General features: G+C 36.6%; 21 protein-coding genes. 17 read left to right on the top strand and 4 right to left on the bottom strand.

Features of this window, described 5'->3' with window-relative positions; translation table 11 throughout:
* Window positions 1-44: 44 nt before the first annotated feature.
* Both AC27E9_RS00345 and AC27E9_RS00350 read right to left on the bottom strand, forming a co-directional pair.
* Window positions 45-2,018: an LTA synthase family protein gene (locus tag AC27E9_RS00345; protein ID WP_487126259.1), complete on the bottom strand. Its 1,974-nt coding sequence runs from the start codon at window positions 2,016-2,018 to the stop codon at window positions 45-47.
* Window positions 2,006-2,380 (bottom strand): diacylglycerol kinase, encoded by a 375-nt coding sequence (locus AC27E9_RS00350; RefSeq protein ID WP_487126260.1) that lies wholly within the window; start codon window positions 2,378-2,380, stop codon window positions 2,006-2,008. The genes AC27E9_RS00345 and AC27E9_RS00350 overlap by 13 nt, the downstream gene beginning before the upstream one ends.
* A gap of 217 nt (window positions 2,381-2,597) precedes the next feature.
* On the opposite strand from AC27E9_RS00350, the gene AC27E9_RS00355 reads away from it, so the two are divergent.
* The 4 genes from AC27E9_RS00355 to AC27E9_RS00370 all read left to right on the top strand — a co-directional run bounded on the left by AC27E9_RS00355 (window position 2,598) and on the right by AC27E9_RS00370 (window position 5,764).
* The gene (locus tag AC27E9_RS00355) at window positions 2,598-3,284 is read left to right on the top strand and encodes a response regulator transcription factor (protein WP_487126261.1); all 687 of its coding nucleotides are present in this window, start codon (window positions 2,598-2,600) and stop codon (window positions 3,282-3,284) included.
* Window positions 3,277-4,641: a sensor histidine kinase gene (locus AC27E9_RS00360; protein WP_487126262.1), complete on the top strand. Its 1,365-nt coding sequence runs from the start codon at window positions 3,277-3,279 to the stop codon at window positions 4,639-4,641. Before AC27E9_RS00355 ends, AC27E9_RS00360 begins: the two co-directional genes overlap by 8 nt.
* 95 nt (window positions 4,642-4,736) lie before the next feature.
* The gene (locus tag AC27E9_RS00365) at window positions 4,737-5,339 is read left to right on the top strand and encodes a hypothetical protein (RefSeq protein ID WP_487126263.1); all 603 of its coding nucleotides are present in this window, start codon (window positions 4,737-4,739) and stop codon (window positions 5,337-5,339) included.
* Window positions 5,340-5,371: 32 nt separating this feature from the next.
* A complete protein-coding gene (locus tag AC27E9_RS00370; RefSeq protein ID WP_487126264.1) occupies window positions 5,372-5,764 on the top strand; it encodes a hypothetical protein in 393 nt (130 codons plus the stop codon).
* Window positions 5,765-5,917: 153 nt separating this feature from the next.
* On the opposite strand, the gene AC27E9_RS00375 is transcribed toward AC27E9_RS00370, so the two are convergent.
* Both AC27E9_RS00375 and AC27E9_RS00380 read right to left on the bottom strand, forming a co-directional pair.
* Window positions 5,918-6,736 carry a hypothetical protein gene (locus AC27E9_RS00375; RefSeq protein ID WP_487126265.1) on the bottom strand — a complete coding sequence of 273 codons (819 nt, stop codon included), beginning with the start codon at window positions 6,734-6,736 and terminating at the stop codon, window positions 5,918-5,920.
* Window positions 6,729-7,448, bottom strand: a complete 720-nt coding sequence (locus AC27E9_RS00380) for a 4'-phosphopantetheinyl transferase family protein (RefSeq protein WP_487126266.1) — start codon at window positions 7,446-7,448, stop codon at window positions 6,729-6,731. Before AC27E9_RS00380 ends, AC27E9_RS00375 begins: the two co-directional genes overlap by 8 nt.
* 159 nt (window positions 7,449-7,607) lie before the next feature.
* Here AC27E9_RS00380 and AC27E9_RS00385 point away from each other — a divergent pair, with 159 nt between their 5' ends.
* The 13 genes from AC27E9_RS00385 to AC27E9_RS00445 all read left to right on the top strand — a co-directional run bounded on the left by AC27E9_RS00385 (window position 7,608) and on the right by AC27E9_RS00445 (window position 18,590).
* The gene (locus tag AC27E9_RS00385; protein ID WP_487126267.1) at window positions 7,608-8,342 is read left to right on the top strand and encodes a beta-ketoacyl synthase chain length factor; all 735 of its coding nucleotides are present in this window, start codon (window positions 7,608-7,610) and stop codon (window positions 8,340-8,342) included.
* The gene (locus AC27E9_RS00390; protein ID WP_487126268.1) at window positions 8,335-9,108 is read left to right on the top strand and encodes a lysophospholipid acyltransferase family protein; all 774 of its coding nucleotides are present in this window, start codon (window positions 8,335-8,337) and stop codon (window positions 9,106-9,108) included. The genes AC27E9_RS00385 and AC27E9_RS00390 overlap by 8 nt, the downstream gene beginning before the upstream one ends.
* A complete protein-coding gene (locus AC27E9_RS00395; protein WP_487126269.1) occupies window positions 9,101-9,358 on the top strand; it encodes a phosphopantetheine-binding protein in 258 nt (85 codons plus the stop codon). Before AC27E9_RS00390 ends, AC27E9_RS00395 begins: the two co-directional genes overlap by 8 nt.
* Before the next feature lie 22 nt (window positions 9,359-9,380).
* Window positions 9,381-9,629: an acyl carrier protein gene (locus AC27E9_RS00400; RefSeq protein ID WP_487126270.1), complete on the top strand. Its 249-nt coding sequence runs from the start codon at window positions 9,381-9,383 to the stop codon at window positions 9,627-9,629.
* Between the two features lie 41 nt (window positions 9,630-9,670).
* Entirely contained in the window at window positions 9,671-10,240 is a 570-nt protein-coding gene (locus AC27E9_RS00405) for a COG4648 family protein (RefSeq protein WP_487128239.1), read from the top strand.
* Window positions 10,241-10,310: 70 nt separating this feature from the next.
* Window positions 10,311-11,603 carry an AMP-binding protein gene (locus AC27E9_RS00410; protein ID WP_487126271.1) on the top strand — a complete coding sequence of 431 codons (1,293 nt, stop codon included), beginning with the start codon at window positions 10,311-10,313 and terminating at the stop codon, window positions 11,601-11,603.
* A complete protein-coding gene (locus AC27E9_RS00415; protein ID WP_487126272.1) occupies window positions 11,596-11,976 on the top strand; it encodes an ApeI family dehydratase in 381 nt (126 codons plus the stop codon). The genes AC27E9_RS00410 and AC27E9_RS00415 overlap by 8 nt, the downstream gene beginning before the upstream one ends.
* Window positions 11,976-12,707, top strand: a complete 732-nt coding sequence (locus tag AC27E9_RS00420; protein WP_487126273.1) for a glycosyltransferase family 2 protein — start codon at window positions 11,976-11,978, stop codon at window positions 12,705-12,707. The genes AC27E9_RS00415 and AC27E9_RS00420 overlap by 1 nt, the downstream gene beginning before the upstream one ends.
* 4 nt (window positions 12,708-12,711) lie before the next feature.
* A complete protein-coding gene (locus AC27E9_RS00425) occupies window positions 12,712-13,689 on the top strand; it encodes a lysophospholipid acyltransferase family protein (RefSeq protein ID WP_487126274.1) in 978 nt (325 codons plus the stop codon).
* A 5-nt stretch (window positions 13,690-13,694) separates the two neighbouring features.
* A complete protein-coding gene (locus tag AC27E9_RS00430) occupies window positions 13,695-15,242 on the top strand; it encodes an HAL/PAL/TAL family ammonia-lyase (RefSeq protein WP_487126275.1) in 1,548 nt (515 codons plus the stop codon).
* Window positions 15,235-15,678 (top strand): acyl-CoA thioesterase, encoded by a 444-nt coding sequence (locus AC27E9_RS00435; protein ID WP_487126276.1) that lies wholly within the window; start codon window positions 15,235-15,237, stop codon window positions 15,676-15,678. Before AC27E9_RS00430 ends, AC27E9_RS00435 begins: the two co-directional genes overlap by 8 nt.
* A complete protein-coding gene (locus AC27E9_RS00440; RefSeq protein ID WP_487126277.1) occupies window positions 15,665-16,303 on the top strand; it encodes a LolA-like protein in 639 nt (212 codons plus the stop codon). The genes AC27E9_RS00435 and AC27E9_RS00440 overlap by 14 nt, the downstream gene beginning before the upstream one ends.
* Entirely contained in the window at window positions 16,287-18,590 is a 2,304-nt protein-coding gene (locus AC27E9_RS00445) for an MMPL family transporter (RefSeq protein WP_487126278.1), read from the top strand. Before AC27E9_RS00440 ends, AC27E9_RS00445 begins: the two co-directional genes overlap by 17 nt.
* Window positions 18,591-18,595 lie beyond the last annotated feature (5 nt).

Raw genomic sequence — 18,595 nt, forward strand, 5'->3', positions numbered from 1 at the left:
TATATTGATTTAAGATTTCAAAAATATTCTCAAGACCTCAGTGACTATTGATACCACCCTTTGTGGTAAGCTTTACTACCAAATATAACACTAGCTTTAGCGGCATTTGTTAGAACATCATCTACAGGTTTTTCAATGAATTTTCGGTCTTTATAGTCAAAATTCATGGCTGATTTTTCTGGCTGTAAAATTGTAACCGAATCATGCGTCATAAAAGCAAAGTTTTTGTCGTATTGCATCATGGCTCGTTGTTTATGTTTAGGAACATGTTTTGTCATATCATGACCCAGCATTGGAGTCTCGCCACTAGCGCCAATAAGAGAAAGCAGTGTTGGTGCAATGTCAATATGGCTAGTTAAGCGTAGGTCATTTCTTGGGGAAATATCATCACCTAAAATTACCCCTGGTATTCTAAAATGCTCAATGGGTACTAAACTTGCTCCTGCAACTCTAGAATCGTGGTCGGCAATAACAATGAATACGGTATCTTGCCAATAATTAGATTTCTTGGCTCTAGCAAAAAATTGTCCAAGTGCAAAGTCAGCATATTTTACCGCATTGTTGCGGGTATTCTTTTCACTATCATACAGTTCAATTTTATTATCAGGAAATTCGTAAGGGCTATGGTTCGAACTGGTGAAAATTAAACTGAAGAATGGTTTGTCAGACGCAGCAAGTGCTGTTAATTCTCTATCGGCTTGGGTAAATAAGTCTTCATCAGAAGCGCCCCACGAACCTTCAAAACCTATATTGTCAAAATCATCTGAATCGACGATTTCTTGAAAGCCATTGCCGAGAAAAAAGCTTTTCATATTGTCAAAGTGACTTTCACCGCCATAAATAAATTGGGTGTGGTAGCCCTGCTTTGCAAGGAAGTCGGCAATAGTGAAGAAGTTCTTTTGTGATTTATCTAATTTAACAACTGCACGTGCTGGTGTTGGTGTAAAGCCGGTGATCACAGCTTCTATTCCTCGTACTGAACGAGTACCAGTGGCATAGAGCTGATTAAAGTTCCAACCTTGTTGCATTAATTTGTCTAAGTTTGGTGTCAGTGGCAGGCCACCTAAGCTACCAACATAACGAGCCCCTAAACTTTCTTGTAAAACAATAACAAGGTTTTTAGCTTTACCAACATAACTGGCTTGTTTATAAGATGATGAAGGTTGCTGCAGTTTGGTAAAAGAAGCTTTTTCATTTAGGGTCAACGATTGTACGGTATCAATAACTTGTTGATCTGACATTTTTCCGTAGTACTGCTCGCTCGATTTATCATTTGCCATTTGTAATGCGGCATAAATAGCTGAATAACTAGAGTTTAATGTCAGGTCATTGAGTAAATGATCTGTGGAGAACGACATCATAGCTGGGTTGATTGGACGATGACCAAGGGTAGAGCGAGCCCCAATAAATAGTAATAAAATTAACATTATTGTTGAAATAGATTTTATCAATAAGGTTAATTTCTTCGACTTTTCATGCATATTATCTAGAGATTTATGTGTTGCGATGAAAGTTATAGTTAATGCTACTGTGCTAAGCAGTATCTCTAACTTGTAACCTGTCCATAACATAGAGAACACTTCTTTAGGGTAAATTAGATACTCAATAAATAGGCGGTTTGGACGTAAATCGTATTCTAAAATGAAGGTTGGTGTCAGTACCTCCATGTAGACTAAAAGCATCATCATGGCCGTTAGCCAGAAACGAACGAAAATATTTAATATTGTTGTACCTCGGCCAACAAAAAGTACTAATGCTGTTAGCAATACGGGAATAATGAGTAAATAACTGATTGAGGAAATATCAATACGTAGACCATTGGTAAATATCGTCAGCCAATTATCAAAGCTTTGTACTCTGTCACTTTGCCATGCCATTAAGAGAACACGGCTTACAGACAATAGAATGAGAGCAAAAAAAGCAAAGCGCACTAATAGCCAATAAGGTTGTATGGTGCGGCGAACGATACTTAGCGGGGATATGAAAGCAGGCTGAGGTGCAGCAATTATAGATTCCATAATATAACCCCCCATGTTGCAATGGCGATGGTAAAACTGATCAATACAGCAGCAGAGCCAAGATCTTTCGCTAGCCCTGATAATTGGTGATATTCAAAACCTATGCGGTCGACAACTGATTCAATTGCGGTATTTAGGGTTTCCGCAAATAAAACAAAAAGTAATGAAATAACTAGTGCTAAGTGCTCTAATGGAGATACTTCTAAAATTAAACTTAGTGGTATCAATATCATGATTAATAGCAGCTCTTGTTTGAAAGCTGCTTCGTATTTACTCATCCAAACTAAGCCTTTATAGGTGTTGTTGAATGCTGATAAAACTCGGGTTATTCCTTGTTTTTTTATTTGATAACTGGGTTGCATTAGTTTTGCTCCGCATTGGCTATGTAAAAGAGGAGCTTGAATTTAATGTCTTTCTCAATTACAAATAGCTAGAATTTTGAGGCAGAGTAGCAAGTTGAAATACCTTACAAAGTAAGACTCTGTAAGTGTTGTTTTTGCTATGTAAGCGTATGTAAGAAACCCTTATATTCAGGAACTTTTAGCAGTAGAATCGGTCACCAAGCTTAAGTGAGGTTTTATGAGTAAAATGAAAATTCTAATTGTTGAAGATGATGCCGAAATATCTCGTTTAACCGCTATGTATTTAGAGGCTGAAGGTTATGAAAGTAAGATAATTAATGATGGTAGTGACGCATTAGCAGCAATTAAAAGCTATCATCCTGATCTAGTTATTCTTGATTTGATGTTACCCGGTTTAAATGGCTTAGAAATATGCAAAAGAGCTCGCTTATTTTACCGAGCACCTATTCTTGTTTTAACGGCAAGTGATGATGATGTTAGTGAAGTGAGCCTTTTAAAATTAGGTGCTGACGATTTTCTAAGCAAGCCATTGAAGCCACATATTTTAGTGGCGAGAATTGAAGCGTTAATTAGGCGTTCACAGACATCAAATGTTGACATAACGAATGAGAAACACAGTAAGTTACATATTAATGCTGCAACTCGTGAAGTGTTTTTAGCGGGTGAGTTATTAAATTTAACAGGATCAGAATATGAAATGTTAAATTTACTTGAACAAAATATTGGTATACCGGTTTCACGTGATGATTGCTGTAAAGCACTACGTGGTATTGATTATGACTTTAATGATCGTTCTATCGATATGCGAATATCTATGCTTAGAAAGAAATTAAACGACGATAAAATGCCTTACAAAATAATTACTACAGTGCGAAATAAAGGCTATATGTTACTTAATGGCTAACCCTACTCTACTCTCTCCATCATTTTTCACTCGTCTGTACTTAAGTATATTATTTGCGGTTGTCTTTAGTTTTGCTCTTACTCAGTATTTTGTTGAAGGTATGATGGAGCAGGATTCGATTAATGATTTTGTACGAGACTCTACTTATATTTCGAATGAAATTCGTCGGCAAATTGACGTAAATAAAGTACAGAAGCCGCTTGAATATAACTTTAATTTACCCCTTTCAGCCGATTTTGATATCCGCTGGTTGCCAGAAAATGAAATCGACTACTGTCAGCAGTGTGAATATTTGGGTAGTTTTTTAGATGTTGATACTTATGAATTGGCGGATGATGCTGGTATGCTCGCCGTTCATTCATATCCGCAGTTTCAAGCTAAGCTATTGATTGCAGATAATATGCAGTCACCTCATCATGAAGGCGATAATGCAGAGATTATTGAAAGCTTCACTGGTTTAGATGTAGCGGAAGCGGTTTTTATATTTTTTGTACTGATTTTATTATTAATTATTTCAATTACCATTTATTGGCCAGTACGGCAGCTACAAAAACAAATTAATGCCTTAGTTACGACAACAAAAACTTTTGGTGCTGGTGAATTAGATACTCGAGCGAATGAGCAACTCACCAAGCCGTTAAATAAATTAGCTTATAGTTTTAATTCTATGGCAAGTGCAATTGCTGATACCGTGCAAGAAAACCAAATTTTCGCCCAAGCTGTGCCACATGAAGTACGAACGCCATTAAGCCGAATTCAGTTAGCTGCGGGCTTATTAAGAAAAGGTTGCGAGAATGAAATACATATTGCTTTGCTTGATAATATTGATACCTACATTGACGATATCGATGAACTGATCAGCCAAGTTGTCGCATTTTCCAAGCTAAATGCTACGGTTGATGATGATGAAAGTGATTACTACCAAAGCATAGAGTTTGCTGCATTTATCTCGTCACGCGTACAAGCGTTATCTAGCGAAACTGGTATCGAAATTGAACTCGACATAGATGCTCAATTAGAAATAACCACCAACCCAGTTTATTTGCGTTTATTACTTGATAACTTGATAAAAAATGCCTTAAGCCACGGAAAAGCGTCAATTAAAATATCGGTTCAGCTAATTCAAAACCAAATTGAAATTAATGTTATTGACGATGGCCCTGGTATTCCTGAAGAATTTCAAGAAACTATTTTCTTTCCGTTTGCCCGTTTAGATAAAAGCCGTAGCAGAAAAACCGGTGGTTTAGGCTTAGGCTTAGCAATTGCGAAGTCTGCTTCTAAACGCATGAAAGGCGATTTATCGGTGAAAAATGTTCCGAATGGTGGCGCACAATTTATTTGTCGTTTTTTAAGTTGATGCTTTTTAGTGAAAAATCATCAGGTAGCTGTAATCTAAATAAGAAAATATGATATATTTGTTGATGGAAAAATAATAAATTATTAGGGAAAATTATGTTTAAAAATCTTTTTGTTAGCGCAATATTTTTGCTGTTATTAAGTGGTTGTCAGTCAACATTAATGGAGCCTGTTACTGAGCAAGTACAAACCAATGCTCAAGCTGGTAATGCGCAAGTTATCTTTATGCGTTCAGCATTTGTAGGCCAAGCAATTCAAGCATCAGTTTATGATGTTACTTCTGGCACACCTAAATTTATTGGTATTGTTTCAAATGATACTAAAGTTAGCTATATGGCGTCGCCTGGTGAGCATATGTTTATGGTAGTTGGAGAAAGTGCTGATTTCTTAAAAGCTAATGTTGCTGAAGGGAAAACCTATTACTCTGTTGTAACACCGCGTATGGGGTTTTGGAAAGCACGTTTTTCTATGCATCCAGTGCGAAATGACGATACTGCAAAATTTAAGTATGGTTCAAAAGACTTTAACGAAATGTTAGCTGATAGTAAGTTTGTTAAAAGTGGTCCTAAAGCTGAACAGTGGGCAGTTAAAAATGCCAATAGTATCAGTTCTAAGATGAATGAATACCTTCCTGAATGGAAACTAAAGGCTGCTGAAAAGCAACAAGCTGCGACGATTGAAGTCATGGATCACATGTAGGTCAACTTGTCGGTATTAATAAGGAATTTAAAATGAAAAAAATCTACTTTTTAGCGGCAGTTGTTGCATTGGTTGCACTGACTGGGTGTAAGTCGACTATCCCTGTACCACAGTATGTCGATCAACCTGTCGCCCAATATGGCGATACAAAGAGCACAGTAAAAGATGTAGAGCGGTCAATTATTAGAGCTGCAGCATCTTTAGGTTGGAAAACTAAGGTAAAGTCAGAAGGGGAAATTCTTGCGACATTAGATATTCGTAAACATCAATTAGTCGTGTTAATTAAACATGATGACAAGAATTTAACCGTTGAATATCAAAGTTCACTGAATTTAAAATATGACGGTGAAAAAATTCATCGTCAATACGCAAATTGGGTAACAAATTTATTAAGAGCAATTGATGTTCAAAATGTGACTAAGTAATTAATTTTTGCTCTTAATCTTAAAGCCATAAATATTATTTATGGCTTTTTTATGTTCAGGAAGAACTGTATACTGCGGTCACATGGATGTGAAAGAGCGTATAAATTAAGGCAACGAAATGTCATCTCTGCATTGTTGTGTAGAATGATTTTTTCACCACTTTGTTAGCTTGTCATTATTGAGTTTATCGCTTAGTTCTATATCTTCATCTGATAATATGGGTATCTGATTACTCTTATAAGCATCAATATAGAAAAATGTTGGCCAAGCATGCGGCGCATAAGGATGTTTGTTTTTTAATCGAATATCAGTAACATCAAACGTATAAGCATGCTTTAAGTTTTGGTTACTGCCTGGTACTGTATCTTGAGTATCAATATAGCTATCGCTAAAATCTGCACAACTGCCAAAATTATTAACACCATATTGCCAAAATAACCCTGAGTATATTGCTACGGGATCAAGGTAAGTACTTTGAACCCTGATCATTGGTTTTATCTGTTTTAACTTTTCACACAAGCCATAGATAACAAATGATCCACAGCTGTGCCCTATTAGGTGAATTACTTTAATATTGGGCAACTTCGCTACCTTGTTTGCAAGCTGTTCGCCAATGTTTCTTCCTGTTACTGAGCATACTAAGGCATTATCCGAATATGGCTGCCAAGATAAACTAACTTGTGCTTTTTGAAACTTAGCAAGTTGTTGGACATTGGTGTTTTTAATCGTATTTTGTAGCCGGTTACTCCAGCTTTTTGGATTGTCTTTCACGCCATGAACTGATAATGATAGGTATTCCGTCTTTGGGTTAACAGTGATGGAAGTTATTTGGCTAAAGTCTCTTGGCCAATGGGCATATAACTGAAAGCCTACAGAGAATATGATAAATGGAATACCAGGGATGATGACCGCAAGCCACCAAAATAACTTGAGCCAAATATTCGAGCGATAAGTCTCTAATAGTTTATTCATAGTTTAATTGTAGTTTCTCATCAAAGTTAATTAGATTTATAGGTTGCGGCTTAATCCGTGCCGTTTGCACAATGGCTAATGCAAATTGCTGATATTGAAAACTTATGTGATGAAAGCGAGATAACTGCTGGGTAGTCTTTTGCTTTAGTACTTCTAAAATAGTTTTTTTTGTGATTTTTGCTAAAGCTTCTTTAAGTGCCCAATATTGATAAAACTGCTCTTTGCTACCTTCAAGTAAAGTACTTAATTCATCAGGATGAAAGTAAGCTTTAATTAGTGCTTGGGTATCTCTATGTTGATTTTGAAATTCAATATCGATACCAATATCAATGTTAGCTCGGGTGATAGCAAAGAAAATGAAACCTTTTGAATGGGCTAGAGATATATTAACGGCTACAGTTGAATTATGATACATAGCGTTTAATTGCACTGATTTCTGATCAAAACTGAGTTGTAGGTCTTTATATGGGATATTTAAGTATTGTGAAATAAATGACTTTATTAGGAATCTACTAGCAATATATTCTTTTTTAGCAGTAATTTTTTTTCTTTTAGCGATAACTATTTTCTCATCACGATGAAGGAGTTCTTCTATTAAAAGAGCAATTCTACTCTCACAAATATTGTTGGCGTTAAACACAGCATAGTAAGGTAATGTTAAATCTTTTATTTTGGTATTCTTTGCAAAAGGGTTTAAAAATTCATTATGCAATTGAAATATTCCCGTAAAGTAAATTATGCCGATGTTAGAAGATAATTTGCTGATATATTTTTTATTAAAACAACTGTTTTAATTGCTTTGTTGGCCCCTATTGTATAACATTTCTCGCTACTTTTTACTGCTTAGTTTTTCATGTGTTGGGAATTTACAATGGATATCAAAATACGCCACTTAAGTGTTTGGTATGCTCACTGTGATGAACTTTCTATTGAACAAGCTGTAAACTCAGATGAAACAGAGTTAAATTGGCCTAAATTAGCTTTTGTTCCAGCGATGCAGCGCCGTCGCTTAAGTCCATTTGCAAAAATGGCACTAAAAGTTGCTAATGACTCGATAATTGACGTTGTTCAAGACTTACCAATTGTTTTTTCTAGTCGACACGGTGATCTGCCGAAAACATCTACACTTTTAGCTGATTTAGCTGATAAGAACGCCATATCACCAACAGCATTTGGTTTGTCTGTCCATAATGCCATACCAAGCTTATTTAGTATTTTAACCAACAATAAGCAGGCGATAAACGCCATTTCTGCAGGACAAGATAGTTTTATGATGGCGTTGGTTGATGCTTATGCTCGGCTGAAATCAGGTTTAGCAGATGAAATTCTTTTTATTCATGCTGATCAGAAGCTGCCAGAAACCTACCTTGGTTTTCAAGATGAGCAGCAGTTATCGCATGCTATCTCTATGGTGGTTTCTTTGCCTGAACACGAACAGAAAACTGAGGGAGCACAAAGTATTCGTTTTTCCTTTAAGCAATTTTCTAATACCGTGATTGATAGCATGCCATTGTCATTATTGTTTTCACAGTGGTATCGCAGCACACAACAACAAATTTTGCTGGCAAGTAACAACTATCAATGGGCGTTAGAGAAAAATGCTTAACCAATTCAATTATTTTTGGCGTGTTATTGCTACAGGCGTCTGCTTTTCTCTTTTCGGTCTCGGCGGCTTATTGCTCTCGCTTTTTGTTTTTCCTCTTCAGCGTTTGGTTATTTCCGATAAAAAATCGCAAAAGCGAGTGGCTAGAAAAACGGTTCATTACACCTTTAAATTTTTTATTGGTTTTATGGGATTTGTTGGTATTTTTAAGTTTAATTTGCAGCAAGCCCAGCAGCTAAAATCACTGAACGGTCATTTAATTATGGCAAATCACCCATCTTTGATTGACGTAGTTGTCTTGATATCAATGATCCCTAATGCCGATTGTATTGTTAAAACACATCTATTCAAAAATGTATTTCTAAAGGGAGTGGTGAACAACACCGGTTACATCAGTAATGCAGATCCTGAGGGGCTATTGGAAGATTGTGAGTCGTCATTAAGAGAAGGTAATAATTTAATTATTTTTCCCCAAGGTACTAGAACTAAATTAGACGATGAACTGCATTTTCAGCGCGGCGCGGCCAATATTGCGATAAGATGCCAGGCAAATGTTACCTCAGTTTTGTTAAAGGTCATACCTTCAACATTAACAAAGAATGTCCCTTGGTATAGAATACCGAAATCAAAAGCACATTTCTCTGCAATGGTCGTGGACCACTCGCCTATTTTGCCAGAAAATAATGTTATACAAACCTCCAAAGATGTTCGGCAATACAATCGAGATTTGGAAAATTTTTTTAGAGAGGAACTCAGTAAATATGGGTGATTTAAAAGTAGAATTAAAGCAATTAATTATTGAAACCTTGGACTTAGAGGATATTGAAATTGCTGATATTCAAGATGATGAAGCGTTATTTATTGATGGTTTAGGTTTAGATAGTATTGATGCGCTAGAACTAGGTTTAGCGATTAAGAAAAATTATGATGTTAAGATAGATGCTAATTCTGAAGAAACTAAGCAGCATTTTTCATCGATAAATGCTTTGTGTGAATTTGTAAGTAAAGCAAAAGCGTAAATAGGTTGTAAAGGAAATCGATATGCAATCAAAAGAAGAAATATTTTCAACACTGTTAGAAATTATTCGCGATGATTTTGAAGTTGATGAAGCAGACATTGAGCTAGAAGCAAATTTATATGAAGATTTGGATCTTGATAGTATTGATGCGGTAGATTTGGTGGTTAAACTAAGAGCGATCACCGGTAAGAAAATTGACCCTGAAACGTTTAAAAAAGTGCGCACGGTCGAAGATGTGGTTGTTGAGGTTGAAAAACTGGTTATCAGTTAGTGAAACTTTTTATAACAGCGATTACAACGGGGATACTATTGATGTATCCCTTTGCGGTTTATATTGGCCTAAATAATATTGCACCAAGCTATTTAGCGATTATTTTAATTGTTTTAGTTTTACTGCGTATTGTACTTGTTAGGGCTCGTTTGGAAAAATTGCCATGGATGTTACCTGCATCATTGTTGGGGATTTTGGCGATAGGCACAAGTGTCATTACTGATAGCTCATTAGGCTTTAAACTTTACCCGTTAGCGGTTAACTTTTCGATGTTAGTCGTTTTTGCCTATTCATATTATAAACAGCCAACTGTTATTGAGACTTTTGCTCGCTTGAATGAAAAAAATATGTCTGCACCAGCTATTAAATATACAGCAAAGGTTACATTAGTTTGGTGCCTATTCTTTATCATTAATGGCTTGATTTCACTATATACTGCGCTTTTTACGACGTTAGATACTTGGATGATTTACAATGGTTTTCTATCCTATGTATTGATGGCAACCTTAATGTTAGTCGAGTATTTAGTGCGTTTAAAAGTTAAAAAGCAACATCGTTTGCAGGCTGAGCAAGCCTCAGAAAGTTTGAAGAGTTCGACTATCAATGAATGATAAATGCTTTTATCAAAATGGCGAGTTCATCACCTTTAAAAAGTTTTGTCAGTGTGTTTCGAGAACTCGAATGGCTGTTCGAAAGATATCTGGAAATAAGGTTTTGCTATTCGATGCTGACAGTTACCAGTTCTCTGTATGGTTATTTGCGCTTATTTTTGAAAAAAAACAGGTGTTATTGCCTCCTAATGCGCAAGCAGGCACTTTATCACAACTTGCTCAAGAGTGTGACGCAACAGCAGGCACACTTGAGTTAGCAGGCAAAAAACAAATAGTAGTTTCAAATACAGATATAGCTATTGATGAAGTTGAGTATACCCGTGAGCAATTTTTCAGTTTATTTACTGGTGAGATAACGTTTTTTACCTCGGGCTCTACGGGACATGCGAAAGCTATTCGTAAAAGTTGTCGGCAATTAATGTTAGAGGTTGGTACTTTACAGCGCGAATTTTCAATTTTATTTGAACCCACCAACTTTATTGTTAGCACTGTGTCCCATCAACATATTTATGGCTTGTTATTTAAAGTGCTATTGCCGCTATCTCTAGGTAAAAATATTGTTAATCAGACTTTTGAGTATCCTGAGCATATCTGTCGTTTATTCGAGGAACTACGCGCTTCAAATAAATTGAAGCAAAAAAGTAGTTTGCTATTAATTTCGAGTCCCGCTCATTTGCAACGTTTAGTGCATGACAATGTTTTAGTGGTCAATTCAAAGTATTTTGCTGGTATTTTTAGTTCGGGAGGAATGCTTGCACTGGAAAGTAGTCAAACCTTATTGCGACAGATGAAAATATCGCCTACAGAAGTTTATGGTAGTACCGAGACTGGTGGAATTGCTTGGCGTTGTGGTCAAGCGTCAGATTCTGAACCATGGCAAGTATTTCCAAATATTAAAATACAAGTGTCTGATGAAGGCCAACGTTTAGAAATATTCTCTCCATATGTTGATGAGCAGCCTTATATAACAGATGATTGCGTTGAATTACTTGATACTCAGAGTTTTCTGTTAAAAGGGCGTGTTGATCGAACCGTTAAAATAGAAGAAAAACGAGTTAACTTAACACATATTGAGCGACATTTGGTTGAACACCCATTAGTTGTAGAAGCACGCATTATCGTGATCAACAATAAATCGGTTAGCATAAGAAAAATATTAGCGGCGGTGCTCATTTTAACGGATAAAGGGCAAGCGAGTTTAAATAACAGAGGAAAGTTGGCACTGAATAATATTTTAAAATTGCATTTGCTTACAGATGTTGAGCGTATTTGCTTACCAAAAAAGTGGCGATATTTGTCTGAATATCCGTATAATTCGCAGGGAAAATTAGTATTGAGTGATTTGGAGAAGCTGTTTGACTAATGTTGCACATGTGAATAACGACTTAGTAAATGTTTGGCCTGAAGTATTAATTGAGTACATTGAAGATAGCCAAGTTGAGTTACAGTTATATATTCCCACCGACTTAGATTACTTTAATGGCCACTTTCCTGAAGCGCCAATTTTAGCAGGTGTAGTGCAACTGCACTGGGCAGTTGAATATAGCAAACAGAAGTTTTCGTTAGCTGAGCGTGATATTAAAAATATTGAAGTACTAAAATTTCAAGTTGTGATCATTCCTGGACAAAAATTGAATTTAACTCTGACAAAAAAATCACCAAATAAAATTCTCTTTTCTTATACCTCAGAAAAAGGGCAACACGCCTCAGGTCGCATCGTTTTTGAGGATATTTAGTGAACTATTGTATTGTTATTCCAAACTTTAATCACACCATTTTCTTGGATGAATTAGTGTCAAAATTAGTAAAGTTTAATTTACCTATTATTATGGTAAATGATGCTAGTCATGCACAAGCAACAGCGTTATTCCGAGATTTAGCATTGAAGTATCCGCTTTTAACTGTGATCGAACATCAAATTAATCAGGGTAAAGGCGGCGCAGTTCAAACTGGTTTGCTTGCGGCATTTAAACAAGGCTATAGCCATGCATTGCAAGTAGATGCTGATGGACAGCATAATTTAGATGATGTTGAAAAACTGCTCGCTGAATCAAAGCGTTTTCCTGATGCTCTTATTAGCGGTAAACCTGTCTACGATGAGTCTATCCCTAGGTCTCGATATTACGCGCGTAACATTACCCACTTCTGGGTTTGGATCGAAACCTTATCTTTTAAAATAAAAGATACCATGTGTGGTTATCGTGTTTATCCTTTGGCTACCACTGTTGGTTTACTGCAGCAGCAGAAACTAGGTAAGCGGATGGACTTCGATATTGAAGTAATGGTAAGGCTGTTTTGGAAAAATATTGAATTTAAGTTTATTGATACCGCAGTTGATTACCCAGAACATGGTGTTTCTCACTTTAGAGCGCTAGAAGATAATTTATTGATATCATGGATGCATACACGCTTATTTTTCGGTATGTTGCCGCGTATTCCGCAATTACTTTTAAGAAAGCTTAAATAGTCTCATGGCTGCAACTAAACATTGGTCAAAAATGCAAGAACGCGGCACGTATTTAGGGATACAAGTGCTACTTTTTATTTATCGATTATTCGGTCGAAAAGTGCTTTCTTTTTTCCTTTATCCTGTGGTTGCGTATTTGTATTTTACCGGTGGTGCTAGTAAGCAGGCATCGAAAGAATATTGGCAGCAAATTTTTTCTGTTAAAAAATCTACTAAGCGTTTTACACACCGTGTTGGTGTAGCGCACTTTTATAGTTTCGCACAAAGTGCTTTTGATAAAATAGATGCTTGGATGGGGCGTGTAACGCCCGAAGACATCATTTACAGCCAAGAACACCCTATTGCGGAGTTACAAGAAAAGCAGCAAGGTGCAGTGTTTATAGGTTCTCATTTAGGCAACTTGGAAGTTTGCCGTGCCCTTGGTCATGGTCGATATCAAACACGTATAAATGTGCTAGTTTTTACTCATCACGCTGTTGAATTTAATAAGGTGATGAAAAAAATTAATGCTAATTCTAATGTCGATTTGATTCAGGCAACTCATGTTGGTGCTGACTTAGCTATATTGCTTAAAGAACGTATTGATAACGGTGAAATATTAGTGATTGCTGGTGATCGTACTAGCGTAACTTCACAAGGCAGAGTTATCTATAGCCCATTTTTAGGTAAACCAGCACCCTTTTCACAAGGTGCATTTATACTGGCATCTATATTAGATTGTCCGGTATATTTTTTATTTTGTCTCAAAGAAAAAGCGCATTACCGTGTAATATTCGAGCATGTCGCAGATAGTTTGAAGTTTTCTCGTAAAAATAGGCAAGAGTCTTTGGCTGCAGTCGTTAATAAATATGCACAACGGTTAGAATATTATTGCTTAGCATACCCTTTTCAATGGTTTAATTTTTTCGACTTCTGGCGAAATGATCAGGATGTTGTTCGCAATGTAAATGAACCAAACTCAACAAATGAAAAATTGGAGTAGTCACAGTGCCAACAAGTAACAGCACTATTAAATTTGGTGAAGCACGCCTAAAAATAGAAGATATAGTTGATATTGCCAAAGACGATATTGATGTTGAGTTAAGTCAGTCTGTTGATTTTAGTCATAAAATTGATTCAGGTGTGAATTTTCTTGATACGCTTTTAAAAGAAGATGGCGTAATTTATGGAGTTACAACGGGTTACGGTGATTCTGTTACCGTGAATGTTCCATTGAGTTTAGTGCCTGAATTACCTTTGCATTTAACCCGGTTTCATGGGTGTGGTTTGGGTGAAATGTTTAGCTCATTTGAAGGGCGAGCCATTTTAGCAACACGTTTAGCATCGCTATCACAAGGCTATTCTGGTGTAAGTTGGCCATTATTAGAGCTGCTCAAAGCATTTTTACAACATGATATTGTGCCTGTGATCCCTCAAGAGGGCTCTGTAGGTGCTAGTGGTGATTTAACGCCGTTATCTTATATTGCAGGTGCGTTAGTTGGTGAACGCGATGTTTACTATCGTGGCGAAATCAAAAATAGTCTTGAAGTCATGCAAGGTTTAAATTTAACACCGATAACACTTAGACCTAAAGAAGGTTTAGCAATCATGAATGGTACAGCGGTAATGACCGCTATTGCTTGTTTAGCGTATGACCGTTCACAGTATTTAGCTAAACTCGCTACGAGAATTACGGCATTATCAAGTTTGGCTTTGAAAGGAAACAGTCATCATTTTGATGATATTTTGTTTTCAGTAAAACCTCACCCAGGTCAGCAGCAAATTGCTACTTGGATCCGTAATGATTTGAATCACGTTGACCACCCTCGTAATGCAGACCGTTTACAAGACAGATATTCTATTCGTTGTGCGCCGCATGTCATTGGTGTATTGCAAGACTCATTACCTTGGTTCCGTCAAATGATAGAAAATGAGTTAAATTCAGCCAATGATAACCCTATCATTGATGGCCCTGGTGAGCATGTTTTACATGGTGGTCACTTCTATGGTGGACATATTGCTATGGTGATGGATTCGTTAAAAACCGCTGTAGCCAATTTAGCCGATTTAGCTGATCGCCAAATAGCATCCTTGGTTGATACTCGTTATAACAATGGTTTACCATCTAATTTATCCATGAGTGATGGCGCTCGACGGTACATAAATCACGGGTTTAAAGCCGTGCAAATCGGTGCTTCAGCGTACACAGCAGAGTCGCTAAAGCAGACGATGCCAGCCAGTGTCTTTTCGCGCTCAACAGAGTGCCATAATCAAGATAAAGTTAGTATGGGTACTATTGCTGCCCGTGATGCAATGCGGGTGTTACAGTTAACCGAGCAGGTATTGGCAAGTACATTACTTGCTGCAGTGCAAGGTGTTCGAATTCGTATTGCGAATAATGAGCTTGATCACGACACATTGCCGCTGCCCGTGATGGAAATGTATGATGATATTTGTCAGTTTTTTGAGCCGCTATTAGATGATCGGCCGTTAGATAAATTGCTGCGTTTTACGGTTGATGCGATTCAAACACAACGTTGGAATTTATATGACTAAACAAGTGTTTTTATCAGCAGAAGTTATTATTGACGTGCCATTTCATGACTGTGATCCTATGCAGGTGGTTTGGCATGGTAATTATGCGCGCTACTTTGAAGTGGCGCGTTGCGAACTATTGCGTAAAATATCGTACGATTATTTAGATATGCAAGCATCAGGTTATATGTGGCCGATTGTTGATATGCGCACTAAATATATTGGTTCTGCTGTTTTTACTCAAAAAATTATTGTAAGGGCAGAACTTATTGAGTACGAATCACGGTTGAAAATTAATTATGTTATCTGTTGTGCAAGAACAGGAACTAAATTAACGAAAGGTAATACGGTGCAAGTTGCTGTCGATATTACCACACAAGAAATGCAGTATGTATCACCGCAAGTATTGGTGAATAAAATAAAACAACTGAATGAAAATACTCATGAAAGCACTTAATCGTAGCTCAGTCATGTTAAGAGTCTTATTATTTCTAATGGTATTTCTTAGTTACAAAATACTAGCCAATGAAGCTAACAATGTAACGGAAGGTATGTTGGAGTTTAGTGTTATTCCTGTAGCTTCAGGCAGTTTTGTTCAGCGTAAATACTTTAAAGTGTTAAAGCAGCCAATTAAGTCAGATGGGGAATTGCATTTTGATGTTAATCTAGGCTTGCTATGGCAAACGAATACTCCCTTATACTCAGCGTTAATTTTAAAAAATAATAGTGTTTATTCAGAAGATGGTCACAATCCACCTAAAAAGCTTAAAGGAGCAAGTAATTTAAGTTTGATGTTACTGAGTATTCTCTCGGGCGATCGTGTGCAAATCGATGCAAACTTTATTGTGACAAATAGCGAAATACAAGGGTGTGTAATGTTAACACCTAAACAAGTACAGCTGTCTAAGGTGATGCAAGCGATTGAATTATGCCAAAAACAATCTAATGAAGACACCGAACTTGCTTTAAACCATATTGGACGCATTATTTTGCGAGAACATAGTGGCAATAGGACGGAAATTGATGTCAAATTAACTGCAATATCAGCATTGCCAGAGACTGTTCGTGTTCGTTTTAACTAAGTTTCAAAAATTATACTGGCTACAATTACTTATCGTATTATTGCTAGGCGTATACATTATTTTTTGGGGTAAATGGCAAGTTGAAACTAACTTGTTATCAATTTTCCCTAAAAGTGCTCAACATCAAAGTTTTAAAACGGCAGAACATGCGTTATTTCAGCAAAAATCTCAACAGTTGGTGGTGTTGCTTTCAGGTGATAATGCAATAGCGGCATATCGGAAATTAAGAATAGATATTTCTGAAATTTCACAGGTGGTAGAGTTGCGTACACCTGAACCCGCATTGGCCGACATTGCTAGTTTTTATTCTCCTTATAAGTACAATTTCCTGCCACAGTCGTATTTAAATAATATAGCTAATGGGCAAATGTTAACCCAATTAGCTAATAATCAACTTATTCAGCTTGCCAATCCTTTTGTTAGTGAAACTATTGCAACTGCTCCTCGACTTAATTTGGCCATATACCTTCAGGATGCACTGTCCAAGCTTAGTGACGTTGAATTCCATCAAGGAATTGCCACGATAAGTGTGCAGAAACAGCAGTATTTAATTATGCGTCTACAATTATCGCTAGATGGCTTTGATCTCGATGCTAGCCAGGCAATGGTGGCCAAATTAACAGAGGCTTTTAGTCACATTAATACTGATTTCGAAGTTGATATCAATTATTCAGGTATTCTTTTTCATACTGCTGAATCAACTGCTCAAGCAAAAAATGAAATTTCTAGTTTTGGTGTTCTTTCTATTGTTGCTGTTATTTTTTTGATCATTTTAGTTTTTCGTTCGTTACTCCCGATAACAGCAGCGTTAGTTGTATTATCAGTTGCCAGTTTTTATGGCTTTATCGCTATTTTATGGTTTTTTAATAGTTTGCACTTATTAACATTAATTTTTGCTGTAACGTTAATTGGAGTCGTCGTAGATTATTGCTTTCATGCTTTTGTTTATGCTGATAATCAGGATATTAGTGTAGATGGTAATCAAAAGCCTTCTATCGCTAAGCCCCTAATATTGGGTTTTCTAACGACCGCAATGGGATATATTGTATTAATTTATTCGCCATTGTCACTATTGAGCCAAGTGGCGGTTTTTATGATTTTTGGTTTGTTTGGAGCGTTAATTACTGTGTTGATGCTACTTCCATATTTAGATCGCGCCGTTTATGTCAAAAAATCAACTATTGCCATGAACTTTAGCCAATATGGTGTGGTGCTTTTTAGCAAAGTGCGAAACTATAATTATGCAATCTCAATTGCTTTACTATGTATAGTGACGTTGTTTTTTTTCGTTACGCCACTGCAATTTAATGATGATGTTAGACTTTTGAATTCGAGCCCAAATTGGTTACTTGCACAAGAAGTTAAAACGGCAGAAATACTATCATACAGAGACTCAGAACGGGTTATTGTAAAAGCTGAATCGGTGCAAGCATTGTTGGAGACGCAGGAAAAGATAGTAGGTCAACTGCATAAAACTCAACCAGAAATTCATGTAAAAGGTTTACATGAACTATTACCTTCAATTAAACAGCAACAACAGCATTATGAGTTGTTAAAAGGTGCAGATAAATTAGGATATTTTAATGGGGCTCTGGCCATTACAGGGCTAACAGATCCGATCGAAAAATTTCAGCCATTAGAATATAGCGTTTTTGCCCAAGGTCCATTAGCTTTTATTGGTCAGTTTTATATCGCTGAATACAAAACAGGTAGTGGTTTATTGACTAAAAATGAGTATGCAGCCTGGCTCGAGTTAACAGAAGAAAGATTATCAGCTGAAAATTTAGTATGGCTTGAAAATAATGTTAGTGCTTCAGTTTATGATCCAGCAAAAGAGGTTAGTACAGCGCTTTCAGAGTATCGGCAAGGTATTTTAATCTTACTTGCCAGCGCATTTATTGTTGTAATAGTCATCTTGATTATTAAATATGGAATAACAGCTGGATTTTTATCGGCAATAGCAACAATAGGGAGTGCCCTATTATCGTTGATTATTACTCAAGTAATTGCCCAACACCTGAATATCTTTAACCTACTTGCTGTTTTATTGATTCTTGCATTAGCAATCGATTATGTCATTTTTTATCAAGAACGTGGCCTACAGGCCAAAACGTTTCTTGCTATAAGTTTGTCTGCTTTATCATCTGCTGCTGTTTTTGGCATTCTGGTATTTAGTGCCACACCCGCTGTAAGCAGCTTTGGTCTTACAGTGATGATTGGAATAGCCAGTATTTTTATTTTAGCGCCTATGTCTGTAGTCAGACACAAGAGCAAGTTGACTGATTAACTCTG

Source organism: Colwellia meonggei (assembly GCF_057537295.1).